This window comes from Ectothiorhodospira shaposhnikovii (assembly GCF_016584105.1).
GTDB lineage: Bacteria > Pseudomonadota > Gammaproteobacteria > Ectothiorhodospirales > Ectothiorhodospiraceae > Ectothiorhodospira > Ectothiorhodospira shaposhnikovii.
Genome location: NZ_NRSM01000005.1, coordinates 62603 through 81935, shown reverse-complemented (window position 1 = coordinate 81935; position 19333 = coordinate 62603). Strand labels below are relative to the sequence as shown.

At 64.1% G+C, this 19333-nt stretch carries 20 protein-coding genes and 1 other RNA gene; 5 read left to right on the top strand and 16 right to left on the bottom strand.

What is annotated here, in order from left to right; genetic code table 11:
* Positions 1 to 321: 321 nt before the first annotated feature.
* Both rnpB and rsmI read right to left on the bottom strand, forming a co-directional pair.
* Positions 322 to 672, bottom strand: an RNA gene (rnpB, locus tag CKO35_RS04335) — RNase P RNA component class A.
* Positions 673 to 906: 234 nt separating this feature from the next.
* Positions 907 to 1749: a 16S rRNA (cytidine(1402)-2'-O)-methyltransferase gene (gene rsmI, locus CKO35_RS04330; RefSeq protein ID WP_200173007.1), complete on the bottom strand. Its 843-nt coding sequence runs from the start codon at positions 1747 to 1749 to the stop codon at positions 907 to 909.
* A 95-nt stretch (positions 1750 to 1844) separates the two neighbouring features.
* Between rsmI and CKO35_RS04325 the strand changes: the two genes are divergently transcribed.
* The 4 genes from CKO35_RS04325 to CKO35_RS04310 are packed head-to-tail and all read left to right on the top strand — an operon-like array spanning position 1845 to position 6109.
* A complete protein-coding gene (locus CKO35_RS04325) occupies positions 1845 to 3701 on the top strand; it encodes a penicillin-binding protein activator (RefSeq protein WP_200173006.1) in 1857 nt (618 codons plus the stop codon).
* Entirely contained in the window at positions 3698 to 4048 is a 351-nt protein-coding gene (locus CKO35_RS04320; RefSeq protein ID WP_200173005.1) for a YraN family protein, read from the top strand. Before CKO35_RS04325 ends, CKO35_RS04320 begins: the two co-directional genes overlap by 4 nt.
* Positions 4049 to 4061: 13 nt before the next feature.
* On the top strand, positions 4062 to 4652 hold the full coding sequence (locus CKO35_RS04315) for a phosphoheptose isomerase (protein ID WP_200173004.1): 591 nt from the start codon (positions 4062 to 4064) through the stop codon (positions 4650 to 4652).
* A gap of 14 nt (positions 4653 to 4666) precedes the next feature.
* Positions 4667 to 6109 (top strand): FAD-binding oxidoreductase, encoded by a 1443-nt coding sequence (locus CKO35_RS04310; protein WP_200173003.1) that lies wholly within the window; start codon positions 4667 to 4669, stop codon positions 6107 to 6109.
* Here the strand turns inward: CKO35_RS04310 and CKO35_RS04305 are convergent.
* The 6 genes from CKO35_RS04305 to CKO35_RS04280 form a co-directional block, all read right to left on the bottom strand.
* Positions 6102 to 6506: a ClpXP protease specificity-enhancing factor gene (locus CKO35_RS04305; RefSeq protein ID WP_200173002.1), complete on the bottom strand. Its 405-nt coding sequence runs from the start codon at positions 6504 to 6506 to the stop codon at positions 6102 to 6104. The genes CKO35_RS04310 and CKO35_RS04305 overlap by 8 nt on opposite strands.
* 51 nt (positions 6507 to 6557) lie before the next feature.
* Positions 6558 to 7181, bottom strand: coding sequence for a glutathione S-transferase N-terminal domain-containing protein (locus CKO35_RS04300; RefSeq protein WP_200173001.1), 624 nt, complete (start codon positions 7179 to 7181; stop codon positions 6558 to 6560).
* Between the two features lie 85 nt (positions 7182 to 7266).
* Positions 7267 to 8001 carry a cytochrome c1 gene (locus CKO35_RS04295; RefSeq protein ID WP_200173000.1) on the bottom strand — a complete coding sequence of 245 codons (735 nt, stop codon included), beginning with the start codon at positions 7999 to 8001 and terminating at the stop codon, positions 7267 to 7269.
* Positions 8001 to 9383: a cytochrome b gene (locus tag CKO35_RS04290; protein WP_200172999.1), complete on the bottom strand. Its 1383-nt coding sequence runs from the start codon at positions 9381 to 9383 to the stop codon at positions 8001 to 8003. Before CKO35_RS04290 ends, CKO35_RS04295 begins: the two co-directional genes overlap by 1 nt.
* On the bottom strand, positions 9380 to 9982 hold the full coding sequence (gene petA, locus CKO35_RS04285; RefSeq protein ID WP_200172998.1) for a ubiquinol-cytochrome c reductase iron-sulfur subunit: 603 nt from the start codon (positions 9980 to 9982) through the stop codon (positions 9380 to 9382). The genes CKO35_RS04290 and petA overlap by 4 nt, the downstream gene beginning before the upstream one ends.
* A gap of 189 nt (positions 9983 to 10171) precedes the next feature.
* Positions 10172 to 10921 carry a Nif3-like dinuclear metal center hexameric protein gene (locus tag CKO35_RS04280; protein ID WP_200172997.1) on the bottom strand — a complete coding sequence of 250 codons (750 nt, stop codon included), beginning with the start codon at positions 10919 to 10921 and terminating at the stop codon, positions 10172 to 10174.
* 65 nt (positions 10922 to 10986) lie between these two features.
* On the opposite strand from CKO35_RS04280, the gene CKO35_RS04275 reads away from it, so the two are divergent.
* Positions 10987 to 12147 carry a Do family serine endopeptidase gene (locus CKO35_RS04275; RefSeq protein WP_200172996.1) on the top strand — a complete coding sequence of 387 codons (1161 nt, stop codon included), beginning with the start codon at positions 10987 to 10989 and terminating at the stop codon, positions 12145 to 12147.
* Positions 12148 to 12191: 44 nt separating this feature from the next.
* On the opposite strand, the gene hisC is transcribed toward CKO35_RS04275, so the two are convergent.
* From hisC to mlaD, 8 genes are all read right to left on the bottom strand, one after another.
* Complete coding sequence (gene hisC, locus CKO35_RS04270) at positions 12192 to 13289, bottom strand: histidinol-phosphate transaminase (RefSeq protein WP_200172995.1); 1098 nt, start codon at positions 13287 to 13289, stop codon at positions 12192 to 12194.
* Positions 13290 to 13320: 31 nt separating this feature from the next.
* Entirely contained in the window at positions 13321 to 14637 is a 1317-nt protein-coding gene (hisD, locus tag CKO35_RS04265) for a histidinol dehydrogenase (protein WP_200172993.1), read from the bottom strand.
* 99 nt (positions 14638 to 14736) lie between these two features.
* The gene (locus tag CKO35_RS04260) at positions 14737 to 15792 is read right to left on the bottom strand and encodes a 3-deoxy-7-phosphoheptulonate synthase (protein ID WP_200172991.1); all 1056 of its coding nucleotides are present in this window, start codon (positions 15790 to 15792) and stop codon (positions 14737 to 14739) included.
* A 140-nt stretch (positions 15793 to 15932) separates the two neighbouring features.
* Positions 15933 to 16574: an ATP phosphoribosyltransferase gene (gene hisG, locus CKO35_RS04255; protein WP_200172989.1), complete on the bottom strand. Its 642-nt coding sequence runs from the start codon at positions 16572 to 16574 to the stop codon at positions 15933 to 15935.
* Positions 16575 to 16579: 5 nt separating this feature from the next.
* Positions 16580 to 17839: a UDP-N-acetylglucosamine 1-carboxyvinyltransferase gene (gene murA, locus CKO35_RS04250; RefSeq protein WP_200172987.1), complete on the bottom strand. Its 1260-nt coding sequence runs from the start codon at positions 17837 to 17839 to the stop codon at positions 16580 to 16582.
* A 50-nt stretch (positions 17840 to 17889) separates the two neighbouring features.
* Complete coding sequence (locus CKO35_RS04245; RefSeq protein WP_200172985.1) at positions 17890 to 18192, bottom strand: STAS domain-containing protein; 303 nt, start codon at positions 18190 to 18192, stop codon at positions 17890 to 17892.
* The gene (locus tag CKO35_RS04240) at positions 18189 to 18842 is read right to left on the bottom strand and encodes an MlaC/ttg2D family ABC transporter substrate-binding protein (RefSeq protein WP_242467012.1); all 654 of its coding nucleotides are present in this window, start codon (positions 18840 to 18842) and stop codon (positions 18189 to 18191) included. Before CKO35_RS04240 ends, CKO35_RS04245 begins: the two co-directional genes overlap by 4 nt.
* 17 nt (positions 18843 to 18859) lie before the next feature.
* On the bottom strand, positions 18860 to 19318 hold the full coding sequence (gene mlaD / locus CKO35_RS04235; protein ID WP_200172980.1) for an outer membrane lipid asymmetry maintenance protein MlaD: 459 nt from the start codon (positions 19316 to 19318) through the stop codon (positions 18860 to 18862).
* Between the last annotated feature and the right edge of the window lie 15 nt (positions 19319 to 19333).

Here is a 19333-nt window from a genome sequence, read left to right as displayed (position 1 = left end):
CCCGAAAGGCATCAGGATATCGGGCAGCTCCACCCGCCCCCACATAAATCCACTTTTTTACACTATAGGTAGCGGCTGAGCGGAGTGTCAAGGGAAATGCCCCTCCATCAACCAAGATTTATGCTTGTGTCACAAATACTTACAAAACCTGCTTGCAGCAACACATCCGCCGCGAACCCTGCAAAACAGGGTTCCCTGACGAATCAGTGGGTTGCAAAAAAAAGGCGACAATTCGCTCAAGCAAGCCTGAGCGATTCGATGGGGGTATGGGGAGTTCTCTCGTAAAGGCGCCCGCGAACCGGCGGGAAAGGACACAAAGCAGGTTGGAGCCGGCCGATAAGCCGGGTTCTGTCGGGGACAGTCATTCATCTGGGACGCATGTCACCATGCGCCTCAAGCAGCCTACCCGGGTGCAGTGCGGGCCGCACCAATGCACCCCTATTTGGCCTTGCTCCGGACGGGGTTTACCCTGCCGCGGCGTGTTGCCACCCGCGCGGTGCGCTCTTACCGCACCATTTCACCCTTACCTGTGCCCGAAGGCCATCGGCGGTATCATTTCTGTGGCACTTTCCGTCGGCTTGCGCCGCCCAGGCGTTACCTGGCGCCCTGCCCTGTGGAGCCCGGACTTTCCTCCACGGCCGTTGAAACCGCAGCGACTGTCTGGCCGGCTCCGTCGTCATTGTATGTAAGTTCAGCACCCAAGCACAAGACGGGCGAAACCGTTCAGCGAGCTCCGAAGACGCCATCCCCGCACAGACGAGGCATTATCCCGCACATAACCGACGTCATTCCCGCGAAGGCGGGAATCCAGTCAAAAGACTGAAAAAGTCTGCTCCCCCGCCTTCGCGGGAGTCACACAAGGAGGCCTGTTCAGCCCACCCCGGCGCGGCCCAAGCCGGTGTTTTCTCAACGCAGTTCAAGCCCCCGTTGATAGAGGGCGTTTCTGGAGACACCGGTAATCTCCGCCGCCAGCCGCGCCGCCGCCTTCAACGGCAACTCTCCCAGCAACAAACGCAACACCCGCTCCGCCTCCATCGTCAGTTCACCCGCCTCCTGCCGTGGCGCACCGGACACCAGCACCACGAACTCGCCGCGCCCGTGATTGGCATCTTCCACCAACCATTGCACCAGCCCCGCCAGGGTATCCCCCTGCAGCTGCTCGAAGGTCTTGGTCAGCTCCCGCGCCACCACCGCCCGACGATCCCCCCCAAACACCTCGGCCATATCCGCGAGGGAGTCGCCGATACGGTGACTGGATTCATAGAAGATCAGGGTACAGGGGGTTTCCCGCAGGGCCTGAAGACGCTTTCGCCGTCCCTGCCCCCTGGCGGGCAGAAAACCTTCAAAAAGGAACCGGTCCGAAGGCAGGCCGCTGGCGGAGAGGGCAGCGATCAGGGCGCAGGAGCCGGGGATGGGTGAGACACGAATCCCGGCCTCGCGGGCTGCGGCCACCAGGCGAAAGCCGGGATCACTGATCAGTGGTGTACCGGCATCACTGACCAGGGCAATGGACTCACCCCCGGCCAGTCGGGACACCAGCGCCGGCACCTGCTGCTCCTCGTTGTGCTCATGCAGACTGACGCGTGGCGTGGCCAGGCCGAAATGGGTCAGCAACCTGCCCGTATGACGGGTATCCTCAGCCGCGATCAGATCCACCTCCCCCAGCACCTGCAACGCACGGCGGGACATATCGGAAAGATTACCGATCGGTGTCGCCACCACATATAAAATACCCGCCTCAATTGACACACCGCACCCCGGCCAAGATACTGGAAACCCCACAAAACGGTTCGCCAGTCTAACCCGCCCCGCCGGGCGGGAGAACCCATGACCCCGTGTGCGCCATGCGACATATCGTCCTGTCCCTGCTGATTGCCCTGTTCCTGTCGGCCTGCGCCGGCATGCCCCGACCCGCGGACCCGCCCACGGACACCCTGGCCCGGGCCGCCCAGCTGGAACAGGAGGGTGCACACCGGGCGGCAGCCTCTGAATACCTGGTGGCGGCCGAGCGGCTGCGGGGAGCGGACAGGGCGCGCGCCCAGCTCAATGCGGTCGACCTGTTGCTGCGTCCTCCGGTTGAGCCGGACACCCTTGGCGAGGCCTCCCGGGTCCTGGGCCAGATGGAAGACCGGCACCTGGACACGGTCGGCAAGGCCCGGCGTGCCGAACTCAATGCCCGCATCACCTGGATGGAGGGAGACCCGCAGACCGCGATGGGCCACCTGCCCCCCTCCCTGGACCACCTTCCCATCGGCCTAGCGGCACGCATCCTGGAAACCCGTGCCAGCGCCCTCGCCGACATGGGACGCTGGCACGAAGCCCTGGAAACCCGCATCCGGCAGGGGGCCCTGTATCAGAACCCCGAAGACCGCCTGGTCAGCCAGGAAGCCCTATGGGCCATGCTGCAACAAATCCCCGCCCGTCAATTGCCGGACCTGGCGGCACGTGCCACCCGTTCCGAGGCCCGCGGCTGGCTGAGCCTGGCGGAACTGGCCCACGATACCCCGCCGCGACTGGCGGCCCTGGAGACAAGCCTGGAGGCGTGGCAAAGGCAGTTTGACGGCCACCCGGCGGCCCCCCGCTTCCTCGACCGGCTACGGGAACAATGGGCGGCCTACGGACACTTCCCGGAACATGTGGCAGTGATGCTGCCGCTGACCGGACGCTTTTCCACTGCGGCCCAGGCCATTCTTGAAGGCATCCTCGCCGCCTATTACGACACTCCTGCCGACAACCGGCCGGAGCTGCGCATCCACGATACCGGTGAGCAGGCGGAATCCGCCTGGACCCATTATCAGCAGGCCATCGCCGATGGCGCCCGCGGTGTCATCGGCCCCCTGGACCGTCAGGCCGTGACCCTGTTTGCCCAGCGCGAATCCCTGCCCATACCGGTACTGGCACTCAACCATGCCGAGCCCAGGCCCAGCTATCCCGGCAGCCTCTACCAGTTCGGCCTCAACCCCGAGGCGGAGGCCATCCAGGCAGCCGAGCGGGCCATCCTGGACGGACGTCAGCGCGCCGTCATCCTGATGCCTCGCACCGACCTGGGTGAGCGCCTGCAACGCGCCTTCCGCGACCGCTTCGAAACCCTGGGCGGCCAGGTGATCAGCACCCAGTTCTTTGCGCCGGAGGCATCGGACTACGGCGCCTCCATCATCGCAGCCCTCGACATCCGCGATCGCAGCGGTCGTACCGGGCGGGATGCGGTGCCCGTACCGCGGGAAGATGTGGACCTGATCTTCCTGTCGGGGAGCCCCCGCCAGGCCAGACTTCTCTGGCCCCAGCTGCGCTTCCATCGCGCCGGACAGATCCCGGTACTGACCACCTCCCACGTGTATTCCGGACGCCCCGATCCCCGTCACGACCAGGATCTGGACGGCCTGGTCTTCGCCGATATCCCCTGGCTGCTGGAAGGCGCCAATCCCCGCCCGGAATTGCGCGCACGCCTGGACACCCAGCTCTCCGGAAACACCCTCCAGCTCCCTCGTCTGGTGGCCCTGGGCTTTGATGCCCTCCAGATCTTTCCCTTGCTGGAGCGGCTCGCGGATCGCCCCAATGAACGCTACCAGGGCGTGACCGGCGGATTGCGCATGGATGCCACCGGGCACATTACCCGGGACATGAACTGGGCCCGCTTCATCAGTGGCCAACCACGGCTGATCGGGCAGTCCGACCGGCCCGTGGCGGACCTGAGCCGATGAACCGCAAGGCTCAGGGTGACGCAGCGGAAGCCCGAGCCCGCGCCTTTCTGGAAAGCCAGGGGCTGCGCTTTGTCACCGCCCAGTTCCGCTGCAAGACCGGGGAAATCGATCTGGTGATGGATGATCGGGGCACCCTGGTCTTTGTCGAAGTGCGCCAGCGCCGCTCCGCCCGCTTCGGTGGCGCCGCCGCCAGCGTCAACGGGCGCAAACAGCGCCGCATCCTGGCGGCGGCGGCCTTTTATCTTCAGATTCATGGCTGCAATCGTCCGGCCCGGCTGGACGTGGTGGCCATCGAACCCGATAACCGTCTGAACTGGATTCCCAACGCCTTTGAGGCCAGCCCCTGAGTAGCCTGCCTGCATGAGCCTGCAAGACATCATTCGCCGGACCTTTGCCGAAACCGTAGAAACCCAGCAATGTGCCGCTCTGGCCCTGTCCGACACCATCGAACAGGCGGCCCAGTGCATCCTGGAAGCCTTCCTCGGCGGACACAAGCTGCTGATCTGCGGCAACGGCGGTTCCGCGGCCGACGCCCAGCATTTCGCCTCGGAACTGGTCAACCGGTTCGAACACGAACGCCCCGGCCTGCCAGCGGTGGCCCTCACCACCGACACCTCCACCCTCACCTCCATCGCCAATGACTATGCCTATGATCAGGTCTTCGCACGGCAGGTCCGGGTCCTGGGACAGGGCGGAGACATCCTGGTGGCCATCACCACCTCCGGCCATTCCCCCAATGTGCTTGAGGCCATCAAGGCGGCGCGGGAACGGGATCTGCGGGTGGTGGCCTTCACCGGCCGTGACGGCGGTGCCCTGGCGGGCCTGCTGTCGGATCGGGACATCGAGATTCGCGCCCCGGCGGACCGCACCGCCCGTATTCAGGAGGTTCATCTGGTGGTGATCCATGTCCTGTGCGATCTCATCGACCGGCAGTTGCTGGGCATCCGCTAGGGACCTCTCCGGCCATGACACTGCCGCGCGGATCGAACACACAATCACCACTGCCCACCGCCCTGCTCAGGTCGCTGGAAGCGGCGGTGGGCGCGGATGGCCTGCTCACCCAAGCCGCCGACCGCTGGCCCTACGGTGGCGACAACTCCCGTCTGCATGCCCCACCCCAGGCCGTGGTCTTCGCCACCCTCACCGAACAGATTCAGGCCGTGGTGCGCTGCTGCCGGGAACACGGGGTGCCCCTGATCGCCCGCGGGCGCGGCACCGGCACCACCGGCGCCACCGTCCCGGACCAGGGCGGCGTGGTACTGAGCCTGGAACGCATGAGCCGTATCCTGGAACTGGACCCGGACAATCGCCTCGCGGTGGTCCAGCCCGGCGTCACCAATCAGGCCCTGCAGGAAGCGGCGGGTCACCACGGATTCTTCTGGCCCCCGGACCCCACCAGCGCCGCCTATTGCACCATCGGCGGCAACCTCGCCTACAACTCCGCCGGTCCCCGTGCGGTCAAGTACGGCACCCCCCGGGACAACACTCTGGGGCTGACTGTCGTCACCGGCCGCGGACAACTGCTGCGTACCGGCGTTTACACCACCAAGGGCGTGGTCGGCTACGACCTCACCCGTCTGCTGATCGGCTCCGAGGGCACCTTGGGCGTCATCACCGAGGCCATCCTCAAACTCACCCCGCTGCCGGAAGCCAAACGCACCCTGCAGGCGGTCTATGAATCCATGGATGCCGCCGCCCGGGCCGTCTCACGCATCATGGCGCAACCGGTGGTGCCCTGTGCCCTGGAATTCATGGACGGGCGCGCCATCGAGATGATCCGCCACTATTCAGAGGCGGAGCTGCCCGAAAGGGCCGGCGGACTGCTGATGATCGAGGTGGACGGCCTGGCGGCGGGACTGGATGCCGCGGCGGAAAGGGTTGCGGCGGCAGCCCGGGGCACGGGATGCCTTGCGGTGGAACTGGCCCGCACCGAGGCCGAGGTCAAGGCGCTGTGGGCCACCCGCAAGGCCCTGTCACCGGCCCTGCGCACCATCGCACCCAAGAAGATCAACGAAGACGTGGTGGTACCGGTGTCGAAGATTCCCGCCCTCATCAACGGGCTGGAACACCTGGGCACAGACCATGGCATCACCATCGTCAGTTTCGGTCACGCCGGCAACGGCAACATCCATGTCAATCTGCTGGTGGATCCGGACGACGCGGCGCAGATGAAGGCGGCGGATGCCTGTCTGGACGGGGTGTTCGACCTGGTGCTGGGCCTGCGGGGCAGCATCTCCGGAGAACACGGCATCGGGCTGGTGAAGCGACCCTTCGTGGCCAGGGAACTGGGGGAAGAAGCCCTGTCAATGATGCATGCCGTCAGGCAGTGCTTTGATCCCGACGGGATCCTCAATCCGGGCAAGGGGCTCCCTCCCCCGGACAAGACTGACGAACAGAGACCTACTTGACCACCCGCAGACTGGGCCCCTTACGGTGTCCACCCTCTCCCTTGTCACCGGGGCCATCATCCCCGCCGGAAGGCGGCGGCTCATCACCATCCTCAGATTCGGCGAACATCATGCCCTGACCGTTCTCTCGCGTATAGATGGCCAGCACCCGGTCGATGGGGATCATCACATTCATGGGACGGCCGCCAAAACGGGCATTGAAGGTCACGGCTTCGTTGCTGATCAGCAATCCGCTCACCGCCAGAGGGGCCACGTTGAGCACGATACGCCCGTTTTCCACATAGTCACGGGGCACCATGACTTCAGCGGCGGCATCCACCAGAAGGTGGGGGGTCATGTCGTTATCCACGATCCATTCATAAATGGCACGAATCAGGTAAGGTCGACTGGAAGTCATGGCAGGGCTCGATTGCTGAACGGAAACTCGGAACACATTTCCGGGCCGGGATCAGTGCATGTCCTTCTCGGCTTCGGTCAGGCTCTGCCGGAAGGCATCACGCGCGAACATGCGACGGGCGTAATCCCGGATGGACGCAGGCATTTTTTCCAGGGAAATCCCGTAACAGGGCAGACGCCACATGACGGGGGCAATGGCCGCATCCACAAGACTGAACTCGTCACTGAGAAAATAGGGCTTGATGGCAAAAATTTCGCTGGATGCCACCAGACTTTCCTGGAGAATCTTGCGGGCCTTGGCGGCCTGCTTGTCCTGTGCGGCATCAATGCCCTCCAGGCCACGATACCAGTCCATTTCCACCCGGTACAGGGCAAGTCGCGCCGTGGCACGGGATACCGGATCCACCGGCATCAGGGGAGGATGGGGAAAACGCTCGTCCAGATACTCATGGATGACCTGAGTGCCGTACAGCACCAACTCCCGATCCACCAGCGTGGGGACGGAGTTATAGGGATTCAGGTCGGAAAGGTCCTCGGACTTGTCGCCTGCTTCAACCTGGTGGATGTCCACCGTGATGTCCTTCTCAGCCAGCACGATCCTGACCGAATGACATCTTGGGCAGGTGGGTGCTGAAAAGAGCGTCATGACGGATCTACGATTGGCGATTAACGCCATGGAAGCTCTCCGGTCGGTCGGCCGACAGGATCCAGCGGCCGGCTGGAAAAAAAGGGGCATCCCTGCCCCTTCGCTGGAAGGACGATCAGTGCACGTCTCTCCAGTATTCCTTCTTCAGCAGATAGGCCACGAAGGTGAAGAAGGCCAGGAACAGCAGCACCCACTTGCCCAGTTCGTGACGCTCCACCTTCACCGGATCCGCCGCATAAGTCAGGAAGTTGGTGATGTCACGGACCACTTCGTTGTACTCCTCGGTGGTCAGCTTGCCTTCGGCAACCTTCTCCAGCTTGATGTGACCCTCTTCGCCCACATTGGCCTGCCAGCCCTGCAGTTCCCACAGAACATGGGGCATGCTCATGGCCTCGAAGATGGCATTGTTCACGCCCATGGGACGGCTGTCATCCAGATAGAAGCTGCGCAGCACGGTATAGATCCAGTCCGGGCCCCGCAGACGCGCCGTCAGGCTCAGATCGGGAGCGGGCTGACCAAACCAGGATTCCGCGTCATCGGGCTTCATGGCGATCTTGATCAGTTCGCCGACCCCTGTCTGGTCGCCGGCTGCGTCGCGGGTATGGATGAAACGCTCCCGCAACTGGTCTTCACTCAGGCCCAGATCATTGCCCATGCGGTTGTAGCGCTTGTACTGGATCGAATGACAGCCGATGCAGTACTGGAAGAAATATTCCGCGCCACGCTGCAGGGAGGCCGTATCGGTCATGTCGATATTGGCCCGATCCAGAGGCTTGGCAGGTCCGGCAGCCAGCGCCACGGCGGGCGCTGCGCAGGCCATCATGAATACTAGCGTAATTATCTTTTTCATCACGAAGTCACCCTCGCCGGAACCGGCTTTTCCTCATTGAGCTGGGTGTACAGGGGCAGCAGCAGGCAGATCACCAGGTACACGGTGGGAATGAACCACATGGCCACCAGCAGGGTCTGGTCTACACCGGCCTCAAGGCGCAGGTAGTCCCAGTAGGTGTAACCACCCACCAGCACCAGGAATGACAGCCAGCTGAACAGGGAAGACCGGGGCTTGCTATGGAACCAGAGCACGAAGAAGAACAGCAGGTAGACGGCCGTCAGGCGCAGACCCAGTTCGGCATAGAAGGGCTCCACCGGCTTAAGGCCCAGATAACCCAGCACCACGAAGGTCAGACCGAAAAACACGATGTTGAACTTGTGGATGGTGCCGCGATAGCGCCAGGACTTGATCGGGTTGCGGTCGATCCAGGGCAGGAAGAACAGGATCAGCACTGCACCGAACATGAGCAGCACGCCCAGGAAAGGATCGGGCACGGCACGCAGGACGGTGTAGAAGGTGCCGAAATACCAAACCGGGTGGATCTGATCCGGTGTCACCATCGGGTTGGCCATCTGGAAGTTGGCCTTTTCGATGAAGTAGCCGCCGGCCTCGGGGGCGAAGAACACCACCGCGAAGAACAGGATCAGGAACACGCCGAAGCCGAACAGGTCCTTGACGGTGTAGTAGGGGTGGAAGGGAATGCCGTCAGCGGGATGGCCGTTGCTGCCGGTGAACTTCTTGATTTCCACGCCGTCGGGGTTGTTGGAACCCACTGCGTGCAGGGCCACGATGTGCACGAACACCAGCATCACCAGCACCAGCGGCAGGGCCACCACGTGCAGGGCAAAGAAGCGATTGAGGGTAGCATCGGAGATCAGGAAGTCACCCCGGATCCAGGTCACCAGATCGCCGCCCACCACCGGAATGGTGTTGAACAGGTTCACAATTACCTGGGCACCCCAGTAGGACATCTGACCCCAGGGCAGCATGTAGCCGGCGAAGGCTTCCGCCATGAGCACCAGGTAGATGGCCACGCCGATGATCCAGATCAGTTCACGGGGTCGCTTGTAGGAGCCGTACAACAGGGCCCTGAACATGTGCAGATAGACCACAATGAAGAAGGCCGAAGCCCCCGTGGTGTGCATGTAGCGGATGAACCAGCCCCACTCCACGTCGCGCATGATGTACTCGACGGAGGCGAACGCCAGCTGGGCGTCCGGCTTGTAGAACATGGTCAGGAAGATGCCGGAGACGAGCTGAATCACCAGGACCAGGACGGCCAGGGATCCGAAGTAATACCAGAAATTGAAATTCTTGGGGGCGTAGTACTCGGCCAGATGCTCATTCCAGGTCTTGGTGAGCGGGTATCTGGCATCGATCCAGTCTACTAGGGCTCTCATGCGGCAACTCCTCCGTCATCCTCGCCGATCAGGACGAGGGTCTCCGACAGGTACTTGTGGGGCGGCACCACCAGGTTGGTCGGGGCGGGCACGTTGCGCCATACCCGGCCGGCCAGATCAAAGCGTGAGCCGTGGCACACACAGAAATAGCCGCCGCGCCATTCGCTGCCCAGATCCGGAGGAGCCAGTTCCGGGCGATAGCTGGGAGAGCAGCCCAAGTGGGTGCAGATACCGATCAGAATGGAATATTCCGGCTTGATGGATCGGGTTTCGTTCTGGCAGTAGACCGGCTGCTGGGAGACAACCGTGGAATCCGGGTCCGACAGACGGGGACGGTTCTCGGGCAGCAGATCAAGCATCTGCGGGGTTCTGTGGGTAATCCAGATGGGCTTGCCGCGCCACTCCACACGAATGAGCTGTCCCGGCTCCACCTGGGAAACATCCACTTCAACCGGTGCACCCGCCGCCTGGGCACGGGCACTGGGCGCCCAGGATGCCAGGTAGGGATAGGCCACCGCGACGACACCTGCACCGCCGACCACGCTGGTGGCCGCGACCAGGAATCGCCGTCGACTCTGGTTCACGCCTTCGTTAGCCATCAAAAAGATCTCCAATTGAGTTCCAAAAAAACCGCTGGTCGTTGGGCACCCGGAATCGGCCGAGCGCCGAATGTCCGCTCGCCGAAAAAAGACCCCTTGACCCGTCGGGGCACTCAAAACGCAGTAGGATTCCCGAAGATGCCCACAACGTCAAGAGGAAACACCCCCCACATCCAACAAACAACTGATTCAGATAGGGTTTTCTATATCCACGAATTCATGAGAAAGCGCTAATGTTTTCGCCAGACACTCCCCCAGCGCCTTGGGTCCGTAACGCTCGGTGGCATGATGCCCCGCGGCAAAGTAGTGAATGCCCGCTTCACGGGCCACATGCACGGTCCGCTCCGAAATCTCACCGCTGATGTAGGCATCCAGACCCAGCTCCGCAGCCTTCTCGATCATGTCCTGGGCACCTCCGGTGCACCAGCCCAGGCGAAGGATCACATCCGGCCCACCGGGAATCCAGAGCGCCTCACGCCCCAGCCGACGTGACAGACGCTCCTTGAGCGCTTCCGCGGACAGGGGCGCGTCCGGCACACCGATGCAGCCCACGCCATCCCGCCGCAGGGACTCCTGCACCCGGAAATCCAGCAACCGGGCCAACTGGGCATTGTTTCCCAACTCCGGGTGGGCATCCAGAGGAAGATGATAGGCCAGAAGACTGATATCATGTTCCAGCAGCAGACGCAGGCGATCCCGCTTCATGCCGACGATCCGGGCATCCTCACCCTTCCAGAAATAGCCATGGTGAACCAGCAGGGCATCCGCCCCCCGCTCGATGGCAGCCTCGATCAATGCCCGGCTGGCGGTGACGCCGGTCACGAGGCGGGAAACATGCGGCCTGCCCTGTACTTGCAGCCCGTTGGGGCTATAGTCTGAGAAATCGCCCACATTGAGCAAAGTGTCGACATGGCTGACCAGGTCACGCAAGGCAACCATAAGCTTATCTCCATATTGCAATGTTGGCGGGCCATGACCCTACACCATCATGATACGGTATTGCCATGACACCGATCAGTCGTTTCCTGCTTCAGGTGGTAGGCGTCGGCCTTGCCGTGGCCGCCCTCATGCTTCTGTTTTTTCCCGACCTATTGCGGGAACCACGGCCCGTGGTGGAAGTGCGCCAGAGCGAGCCCGGCACCCAGCACGGCCCCATGTCGGGCCCGGTATCCTATGCCGATGCCGTGAGCCAGGCGGCGCCAGCCGTGGTCAATATCCACACGCGCAAGACGGTGATCCAGCGCAGTCACCCCTTCATGGATGACCCCCTGTTCCGGCAGTTCTTCGGTGACCGCTTCGACAACCCCCAGCAACGCACCCAGACCAGTCTGGGCTCCGGGGTCATCATCAGTCCCCAGGGATTCATCCTCACCAACAACCATGTCATCGAGGGCGCCGACGAGATCGAGGCCCTGCTGGCGGATGGCCGCAGCGTGGCCGCCACCGTGGTCGGTACCGATCCGGAAACGGACCTGGCCATCCTCAGGGTCGATGCGGCCGGTCGCGCCCTGCCCAGCATCGTGGTCGGTGCCTCCGCCAACCTGCGGGTGGGCGATGTGGTCCTGGCCATCGGCAACCCCTTCGGCGTGGGCCAGACCGTGACCCTGGGCATTGTCAGCGCCACCGGACGCAGCCGCCTGGGCATCAACACCTATGAAGATTTCATCCAGACCGATGCCGCCATCAATCCCGGCAACTCCGGCGGCGCCCTGGTGAACGCCCATGGGGAGCTGGTGGGCATCAATACCGCCATCTTCACCCGCTCCGGCGGCTCCCAGGGCATCGGCTTTGCCATCCCGGTGGATCTGGCCCGGGACGTCATGACCCAGATCATCGAGAAAGGCACCGTGGTGCGTGGCTGGCTGGGCATCGAGGTCCAAGAGATCACTCCGCAACTGGCCCAGTCCTTCGGCCTGCCGGACGCCCGAGGCGTCCTCATCGCCGGAGTGCTCTCCGGCGGTCCGGCAGCCCGGGCCGGGATCCGTCCCGGGGATGTCATCACGCACCTGGACGGCGACCGGGTGAATGACGCCCAGGACGCCCTGAACTTCATCGCCCGCCGCAAGCCCGGCGAAACCCTGGCCATCCAGGGGGTGCGAGAGGGTCGGCCGGTACAGATCCGGGCCGAGGTGGGGCAGCGGCCGGCCGTTCGCAGGGCCTCCTGACCGCGGCCCCTGGAGGCCCTCCGGGGCGCCCCCCAGCAAGGAGGCTAGAGCGCTGCCTCGAGGGCCTTCAGGAAGCGGGCATTCTCTTCCGGCGTCCCCACCGTCACCCGCAGGCAGTCGGCCAGCAGTCCGCCCTGCCCCGACAGGTCCTTGATCAGCACGCCGCCGGCGCGGATCCCTTCAAAGATCTCCCGCCCCCGGCCGGACGAAACCCGGAACAGGATGAAGTTCGCCTCGCTGGGAAAGGGGTCCACGCCCGGCATGGCCACCAGGGCCTGAAACAGCGTCTCCCGGTCCCGACGAATCCAGGCCGCCTGCTCATCCAGCACCCCGTGATGGGCCAGCGCAAATTCCGCCGCCGCCTGGGTCAGGACATTGATGTTGTAAGGCAGGCGAACCTTGTCCAGTTCCCCGATCCAGTCGGGCATCCCGCACAGATAACCCAGCCGCAGACCGGCCAGTCCCAGCTTGGAGACGGTACGCATCACCAGCAGGCGCCCGTCGCTGCCCACGTCCGGCAGGAAGCTGTCCCGGGCAAAGGGACCATAGGCCTCGTCCACCACCACCAGTCCGGGCGCCGCCCGGATCAGCGTTTCCATCTCGGCCCGTGGCCAGAGATTACCGGTGGGGTTGTTGGGCCAGGCGAGGAACACCACGGCCGGCCGGTGTCGCTCCAGGGCCGCCAGCATGGCCGGCATGTCCAGGGAAAAATCCGGCTTGAGGGGGATGCCGACAAACTCCATCCCCAGCCAGCGGGCCACCATCCGGTACACGACGAAACCGGGCTCCGGCGCCATCACCACCCGCCCGGGACCGGCCACGGCCATGAGCAGGATCTGGATCAGTTCGTCGGAACCGTTGCCCAGCAGCAGCGCCGCCTCGTCGGGCACCCCCATCACCGTGCGCAGGCGGGCCACCAGCTCGGTGCCCTTCGGGTCCGGATAGCGGTTGACCGGCAACCGGCTCAGGGTATCAGCCCAGGCATTGCGCATATCCTGCGGCCACTCATAGGGATTTTCCATGGCATCCAGCTTGATCAGGCCCTGTGCCGAAGGCACGGGATAGGCGGACAGTTCACGGATCTCGGCCCGGATCAGGTGTTCCGGGCAAGGTGCCTTCACGGCATGGGCGTCTTTGGGCATCGTATCGTGGACACAGGCAATGGAAACAGGCTCAGCGATCACCGACCCCGGGGTCGATGCGGTACTCCGCCGAACAGGCATGGGCGACCAGACCCTCTCCCCGGGCCAGCACGGAGGCGGTCCGGCCCAGATCGGAAGCCCCGGCGGCGGAGCAATGAATCAGGCTGGAACGTTTCTGGAAGTCATAGACCCCCAGGGGCGAGGAAAAGCGCGCCGTGCGGGAAGTGGGCAATACGTGATTGGGACCGGCACAGTAGTCGCCCACGGCCTCGGCCGTGTGGCGCCCCAGGAAGATGGCCCCGGCATGGCGAATACGCCTGGCCATGGCCTCGGGCTCGGCCACGGACAACTCCAGATGCTCCGGTGCCACGTGATTGGCCACGTCCACGGCCTCGTCCAGATCCCGCACCCGGATCAGGGCGCCCCGGGCGGCCAGGGACGTGCGAATGATCCCGGCCCGGGGCATGCGTTCGAGCAGGGCATCCATGGCGGTCGACACCGATTCCAGGAAGTCTTCGTCGGGACTGACCAGGATGGCCTGGGCATCCTCGTCATGCTCAGCCTGGGAAAACAGGTCGGCGGCGATCCAGTCGGGGTCGGTCCGGCCGTCACAGACCACCAGGATCTCGGACGGCCCCGCCACCATGTCGATCCCCACGGTACCGAAAACCATGCGCTTGGCGGTGGCCACATAGATGTTGCCGGGACCCACGATCTTGTCCACCTGCGGGATGGTCCCGGTGCCGTAGGCCAGTGCGGCCACCGCCTGGGCCCCGCCGATGGCAAATACCCGGTCCACCCCGGCCACGGCCGCCGCCGCCAGCACCAGGTCGTTCACCTGGCCGTCCGGTGTGGGTACCACCATGATCACCTCGGGTACCCCGGCCACCTTGGCCGGGATCGCATTCATGATCACCGAGGAGGGATAGGCCGCCTTGCCGCCGGGCACATAGAGTCCGACCCGATCCAGGGGACTCACCTGCTGACCCAGCACGGTGCCGTCGGGCTCGGTGTATTGCCAGTCGGACAGTTTCTGGTGCTCGGCATAGCGGCGCACTCGCTCCGCGGCCCGTTCCAGGGCCTGCCGGTGCTCCGGGACGATGCGGGTCAGGGCCTGATCGAGCCGGTCCCGGGGGATCTCCAGCTCGGCCACGGCGGTCTTTTCCAGGCGATCGAACCGGGCCGTGTATTCCAGCACGGCCGCATCACCCCGATGTCGCACATCGGCCAGGATGTCGCGCACGGTGTTGAACACGGCTTCGTCGGACACGCTCTCCCAGGCCAGCAACTGATCCAGTCGTGCGCGGAAATCGGCTTGCCGGGAGTCCAGGCGATTGATCTGCGGCATGGGGGCGCCTCGAAACGGAATGGATTGACTAGTGTAGCGTGCCCTTCTCCCCTTGGGGGAGAAGGGCGGAGGCAGACAGAAGAATGGCGACCGGGGCCTTCAACGGCCGCGACGGGCCCTGACCGCGGCGGCCAGCTCCCGCAACAGGGGGGCGGTGTCATCCCAGCTCATGCAGGCATCGGTGATGCTCTGCCCATAGACGGGAGGCTTGCCCGCCACCAGGTCCTGACGGCCCGCCACCAGATGACTTTCCAGCATCACGCCGATGATGCGACGATCGCCGCCATGGACCTGTGCCGCCACGGAACGGGTGACCTCCACCTGACGGGCAGGGTCCTTGCGACTGTTGGCATGGCTGCAGTCGATCATGAGCTGGGGCGGCAGACCGGCATCCTGCAGGGCCTCGGCGGCCTCGTCCAGGCTCTTGGGGTCGTAATTGGGTGTCTTGCCGCCCCGCAGGATGATGTGGCAGTCCTCGTTGCCCGCCGTGGAGAAGATGGCCGAGCGCCCCGCCTTGGTCACGGACAGGAAATGATGGGGTTTCGAGCTGGAACGGATGGCATCGACAGCCACCTGCAGGCTGCCGTCGGTGCTGTTCTTGAAGCCCACCGGGCAGGACAGCCCGGAGGCCAGCTCGCGATGTACCTGGCTTTCGGTGGTACGGGCGCCGATGGCACCCCAGGCCACCAGGTCCGCCACGTACTGAGGGCTGATCAGGTCGAGATATTCGGTGGCGGCCGGTACGCCCTGCCGGGCCAGGTCCAGCAAAAGGCTACGGGCCAGACGCAAGCCCTTGTTGATCTCAAAACTGTTGTCCAGACCCGGGTCGTTGATGAGCCCTTTCCAGCCGACGATGGTCCGGGGCTTTTCGAAATAGACCCGCATCACCACTTCCAGGTCGGCCGCCAGTTCATCCCGCAGCCCTTTCAGGCGGGCTGCGTAGTCCCTGGCCGCCTCCACGTCATGGATGGAACAGGGGCCGGCGATCACCAGCAGACGATCATCCTCGCCCTTGAGTATCCGGTGAACGGCGCGACGGGTTTCATAGACGGTCCGGGCGGCATCATCGCTGACGGGGTACTCCTGGTGGAGCTGTTCCGGGGAAGACACTTCCTGGATACCCAGGATTCTCAGATCATCGGTCTGGTATGGCATCGAAGTTCACGATCCTCTCGGGAAACGGTCGGGGCAATCACAAGTCACTGCGGGAGCCGGCCATCATTTGCGGCAGGCCGGCTCACAAAGACATGCCCACCGCGGGAGCGGGCCTGAGCGCGAAGGCGATGCCAGGCGGCCTAGGCCCGCCGGGCCACCGCGGCCTCAAGATCCTTGACCAGACGCTTGACGCGGGCAGACTTCATCTTCATGGCGGCCTTGTTCACCACCAGACGGGAGCTGATGTCGGCGATGTGCTCCAGGGGGACCAGGCCATTGGCCTTAAGGGTATTGCCGGTGTCCACCAGATCCACGATGCAGTCGGCCAGACCCACCAGCGGGGCCAGCTCCATGGAACCATAAAGCTTGATGATTTCCACCTGCTTGCCCTGCTCGGCATAGTAACGACGGGTGATGTTGACGAACTTGGTAGCGACCCGCAGGCGAACACCCCGCGCCGCAACCTCCGGATGACCCGCCACCATCAGGCGGCAACGGGCTATGTTCAGATCCAGGGGTTCGTACAGCCCGTCCCCGCCGTGCTCCATCAGCACGTCCTTTCCGGAAACCCCCACATCGGCGGCTCCGTACTGCACATAGGTGGGCACATCGGTGGCACGGATCACCACCAGCTTTACATCGTCACGGTTGGTATCCAGGATCAGCTTGCGACTGGTTTCCGGATCATCCTTCGGCTCGATCCCGGCCTCCGCCAGCAACGGCAGGGTATCCCGGTAGATCCGCCCCTTGGACAGTGCGATGGTCAGTGTCTGTTCAGGCATGGGGGTTATCCGGGCACACGGCGAATGACGGCACCGAGCTGGGAAAGCTTCTCCTCGATGCATTCATAGCCACGATCAATATGATAGATGCGATCCACCAGCGTCTCACCCTCGCTCACCAGGCCGGCCAGGATCAGGCTGGCCGAAGCGCGCAGGTCAGTGGCCATCACCGGCGCCGCCTTGAGCCTTGGCACACCGCGAATGATGGCAGTGTTGCCCTCGATACGGATATCGGCACCCATGCGCTGCATTTCCAGGGCATGCATGAAGCGGTTCTCGAATACGGTTTCCGTGATGGTGGAAGTCCCCTCCGCCACGGCATTCAGGGCCACGAACTGGGCCTGCATGTCGGTGGGGAAGGCGGGATAAGGGGCCGTGCGCAGACTCACCGCCCGGGGTCGGCGCCCCCGCATGTCCAGTTCGATCCAGTCCTCTCCCACATTGATGTGGGCACCGGCCTCTTCCAGCTTGACCAGCACGGCATCAAGGGTCTTGGGGGCGGTATCGCGGGTACGCACCCGGCCACCGGTCATGGCACCCGCCACCAGGAAGGTACCGGTCTCGATGCGGTCGGCCAGCACGGTGTACTCACAGCCGCTCAGATTCGGCACGCCCTCCACGGTGATGGTGTCGGTCCCGGCTCCCGAGACCCTGGCCCCCATGGCCTTGAGGCAGTTGGCCAGATCCACCACTTCCGGTTCCCGGGCGGCATTCTCGATGATGGTAACGCCTTCGGCCAGGGTCGCGGCCATCAGCAGGTTCTCGGTGCCGGTCACGGTCACCGTGTCCAGCACCAGGCGCGCCCCCTTGAGGCGGTTGGCGCGGGCACGGATGTATCCCCCTTCCACCTGGATGTCCGCGCCCATGGCGGCCAGGCCCTCAAGGTGAATATTGACCGGACGGGAACCAATGGCACAGCCGCCGGGCAGGGACACCTCGGCCTCCCCGTAACGGGCCAGCAGGGGGCCGAGCACCAGGATGGAGGCGCGCATGGTACGCACCAGCTCATAGGGCGCCACGCACTGGTTGAGGGTGGTGGGATCCACCTCGATGCGCATGCGCTCGTCCACCGTGAGGGAAACCCCCATGCGTCCGAGCAGCTCCATGGTGGTGGTCACGTCCTGCAGGTGCGGGACGTTGGCAACAGTCATGGGGCCATCGGCGAGCAACGTGGCCGCCAGTATGGGAAGGACCGCATTCTTGGCGCCGGAGATGCGAACATCGCCCTCCAGCGGGCGGCCACCGCTGATGATCAGTTTATCCATAGGGTGAGGGATGATAGCGGAAAAGGCGCCCCGGGGGGGAGTCCCCGCAGTCAGACATCACATCGCAACACCCCATCCAGGTCGCTGACGGCGACCAGGGCCTTCATCCGTTCGGGCATCCCGGAAAACATCATGCCCCCGCCGGGGCCACCACGGCACTTCATCCATGCCACCAGCAGGGCCACGCCGGCGCTGTCGCTGCGGGTCACTCCCGACAGATCCACCCGACAATCGCCGGGAGCGGACTCGAACAGGGACTGTGACGCCTTCCACAGGCCGGGTACCGTAACCAGGGTCAGCTCACCCGTGACCCTGATTCCGGAAGGTGTCCGTTCAAGCCGTGTCTCGCTCACTGTTCCTGCCCTGCCCCGGCCTGGACGGCGTCCTCAATCAGGGATTCATCCCCGGCCTCAAGGCGCTCGATCAGGGATTCCAGGCCATGACGATCCACTTCGGCGCCGAAGTTGGTACGAAAATTGGTGACAAAACTCAAGCCTTCCACCGTCAGGTCGAAGACTTTCCATTCTCCATCCACGGGACGCAGGCTGTAGATGACGGGAATGTTCGAGCGCCCCTGCCCCATCACGATCTCGGTGGCCACCGAAGCCATGCGCTCATCCTGACGGCTGCGATGGGGCAGCACCCGGATATCCTTGTCCATGTGCTCGGCCATCTGCAGGGCGTAGGTACGCATGAGCATGCTCTGGAAGGCGTTTGTGAACCGCTCCCGCTGCACGGGGGTGGCGGTACGCCAGTGGCGGGCCAGAATCAGCCTGGACATGCCCTGAACATCCACCACCGGCAGGATGATGTCGTCCACCAGGCCGTAGATAAAGTCCGGATCATTACGGGTCCGCTCCGGATCTTCCCGCAGCATGTTCAGGACCTGAGTTGAGGTCTGCTCCACCAGTTTCACCGGATCCTGGGTGGCGGCCACCACCGGCACCAGACTGAGGGCAAGCACCAGGCAGGCCGTGAAGGTCAGACGGACAATGGCATTCATCACAAGGGGACTCCGCATCAGTTTCCGGTAAGGTTGACCAGCACCCGGCCGATCAGTTCCTCCAGCACCAGGGCCGACTGGGTGAACAGGATCGCGTCGCCATCCCGCAGCACCTCATCCTCGCCGCCGGGCTCCAGGGCGATGTACTGCTCCCCCAGAAGACCCGCGGTGTAAATGCTGGCCTGGGTATCCGTGGGCAGTTGGTCATAGCGCGCGGAGATGGTGAAGCTGACCCGGGCCTGATAACGTTCGGCGTCATAGGTGATGGCGCTCACCCGCCCGACCCGCACACCGGCCATGGTCACCGGGGCCCTGACCTTCAGGCCGCCGATGTTGTTGAAATAGGCATGCACTTCATAGCCGTCACCGCCCCGGTACTCACCCAGGTTGCTCACCTGGATGGCGAGCATGAACAGGGCCGCCAGGCCCAGAGCCACGAAGATGCCCACGGTGATCTCGATCCTGCGCGTCGTCATCTTGCCGTCCCGTTA

Excerpts from the sequence above, each read along its gene's own strand:
- CKO35_RS04325 (WP_200173006.1), top strand. The coding sequence starts at position 1,845 with ATGCGACATATCGTCCTGTCCCTGCTGATTGCCCTGTTCCTGTCGGCC.
- CKO35_RS04320 (WP_200173005.1), top strand. The coding sequence starts at position 3,698 with ATGAACCGCAAGGCTCAGGGTGACGCAGCGGAAGCCCGAGCCCGCGCC.
- CKO35_RS04315 (WP_200173004.1), top strand. The coding sequence starts at position 4,062 with ATGAGCCTGCAAGACATCATTCGCCGGACCTTTGCCGAAACCGTAGAA.
- CKO35_RS04310 (WP_200173003.1), top strand. The coding sequence starts at position 4,667 with ATGACACTGCCGCGCGGATCGAACACACAATCACCACTGCCCACCGCC.
- CKO35_RS04305 (WP_200173002.1), bottom strand. The coding sequence starts at position 6,506 with ATGACTTCCAGTCGACCTTACCTGATTCGTGCCATTTATGAATGGATC.
- CKO35_RS04300 (WP_200173001.1), bottom strand. The coding sequence starts at position 7,181 with ATGGCGTTAATCGCCAATCGTAGATCCGTCATGACGCTCTTTTCAGCA.
- CKO35_RS04295 (WP_200173000.1), bottom strand. The coding sequence starts at position 8,001 with ATGAAAAAGATAATTACGCTAGTATTCATGATGGCCTGCGCAGCGCCC.
- CKO35_RS04290 (WP_200172999.1), bottom strand. The coding sequence starts at position 9,383 with ATGAGAGCCCTAGTAGACTGGATCGATGCCAGATACCCGCTCACCAAG.
- petA (WP_200172998.1), bottom strand. The coding sequence starts at position 9,982 with ATGGCTAACGAAGGCGTGAACCAGAGTCGACGGCGATTCCTGGTCGCG.
- CKO35_RS04280 (WP_200172997.1), bottom strand. The coding sequence starts at position 10,921 with ATGGTTGCCTTGCGTGACCTGGTCAGCCATGTCGACACTTTGCTCAAT.
- CKO35_RS04275 (WP_200172996.1), top strand. The coding sequence starts at position 10,987 with ATGACACCGATCAGTCGTTTCCTGCTTCAGGTGGTAGGCGTCGGCCTT.
- hisC (WP_200172995.1), bottom strand. The coding sequence starts at position 13,289 with ATGCCCAAAGACGCCCATGCCGTGAAGGCACCTTGCCCGGAACACCTG.
- hisD (WP_200172993.1), bottom strand. The coding sequence starts at position 14,637 with ATGCCGCAGATCAATCGCCTGGACTCCCGGCAAGCCGATTTCCGCGCA.
- CKO35_RS04260 (WP_200172991.1), bottom strand. The coding sequence starts at position 15,792 with ATGCCATACCAGACCGATGATCTGAGAATCCTGGGTATCCAGGAAGTG.
- hisG (WP_200172989.1), bottom strand. The coding sequence starts at position 16,574 with ATGCCTGAACAGACACTGACCATCGCACTGTCCAAGGGGCGGATCTAC.
- murA (WP_200172987.1), bottom strand. The coding sequence starts at position 17,839 with ATGGATAAACTGATCATCAGCGGTGGCCGCCCGCTGGAGGGCGATGTT.
- CKO35_RS04240 (WP_242467012.1), bottom strand. The coding sequence starts at position 18,842 with ATGAATGCCATTGTCCGTCTGACCTTCACGGCCTGCCTGGTGCTTGCC.
- mlaD (WP_200172980.1), bottom strand. The coding sequence starts at position 19,318 with ATGACGACGCGCAGGATCGAGATCACCGTGGGCATCTTCGTGGCTCTG.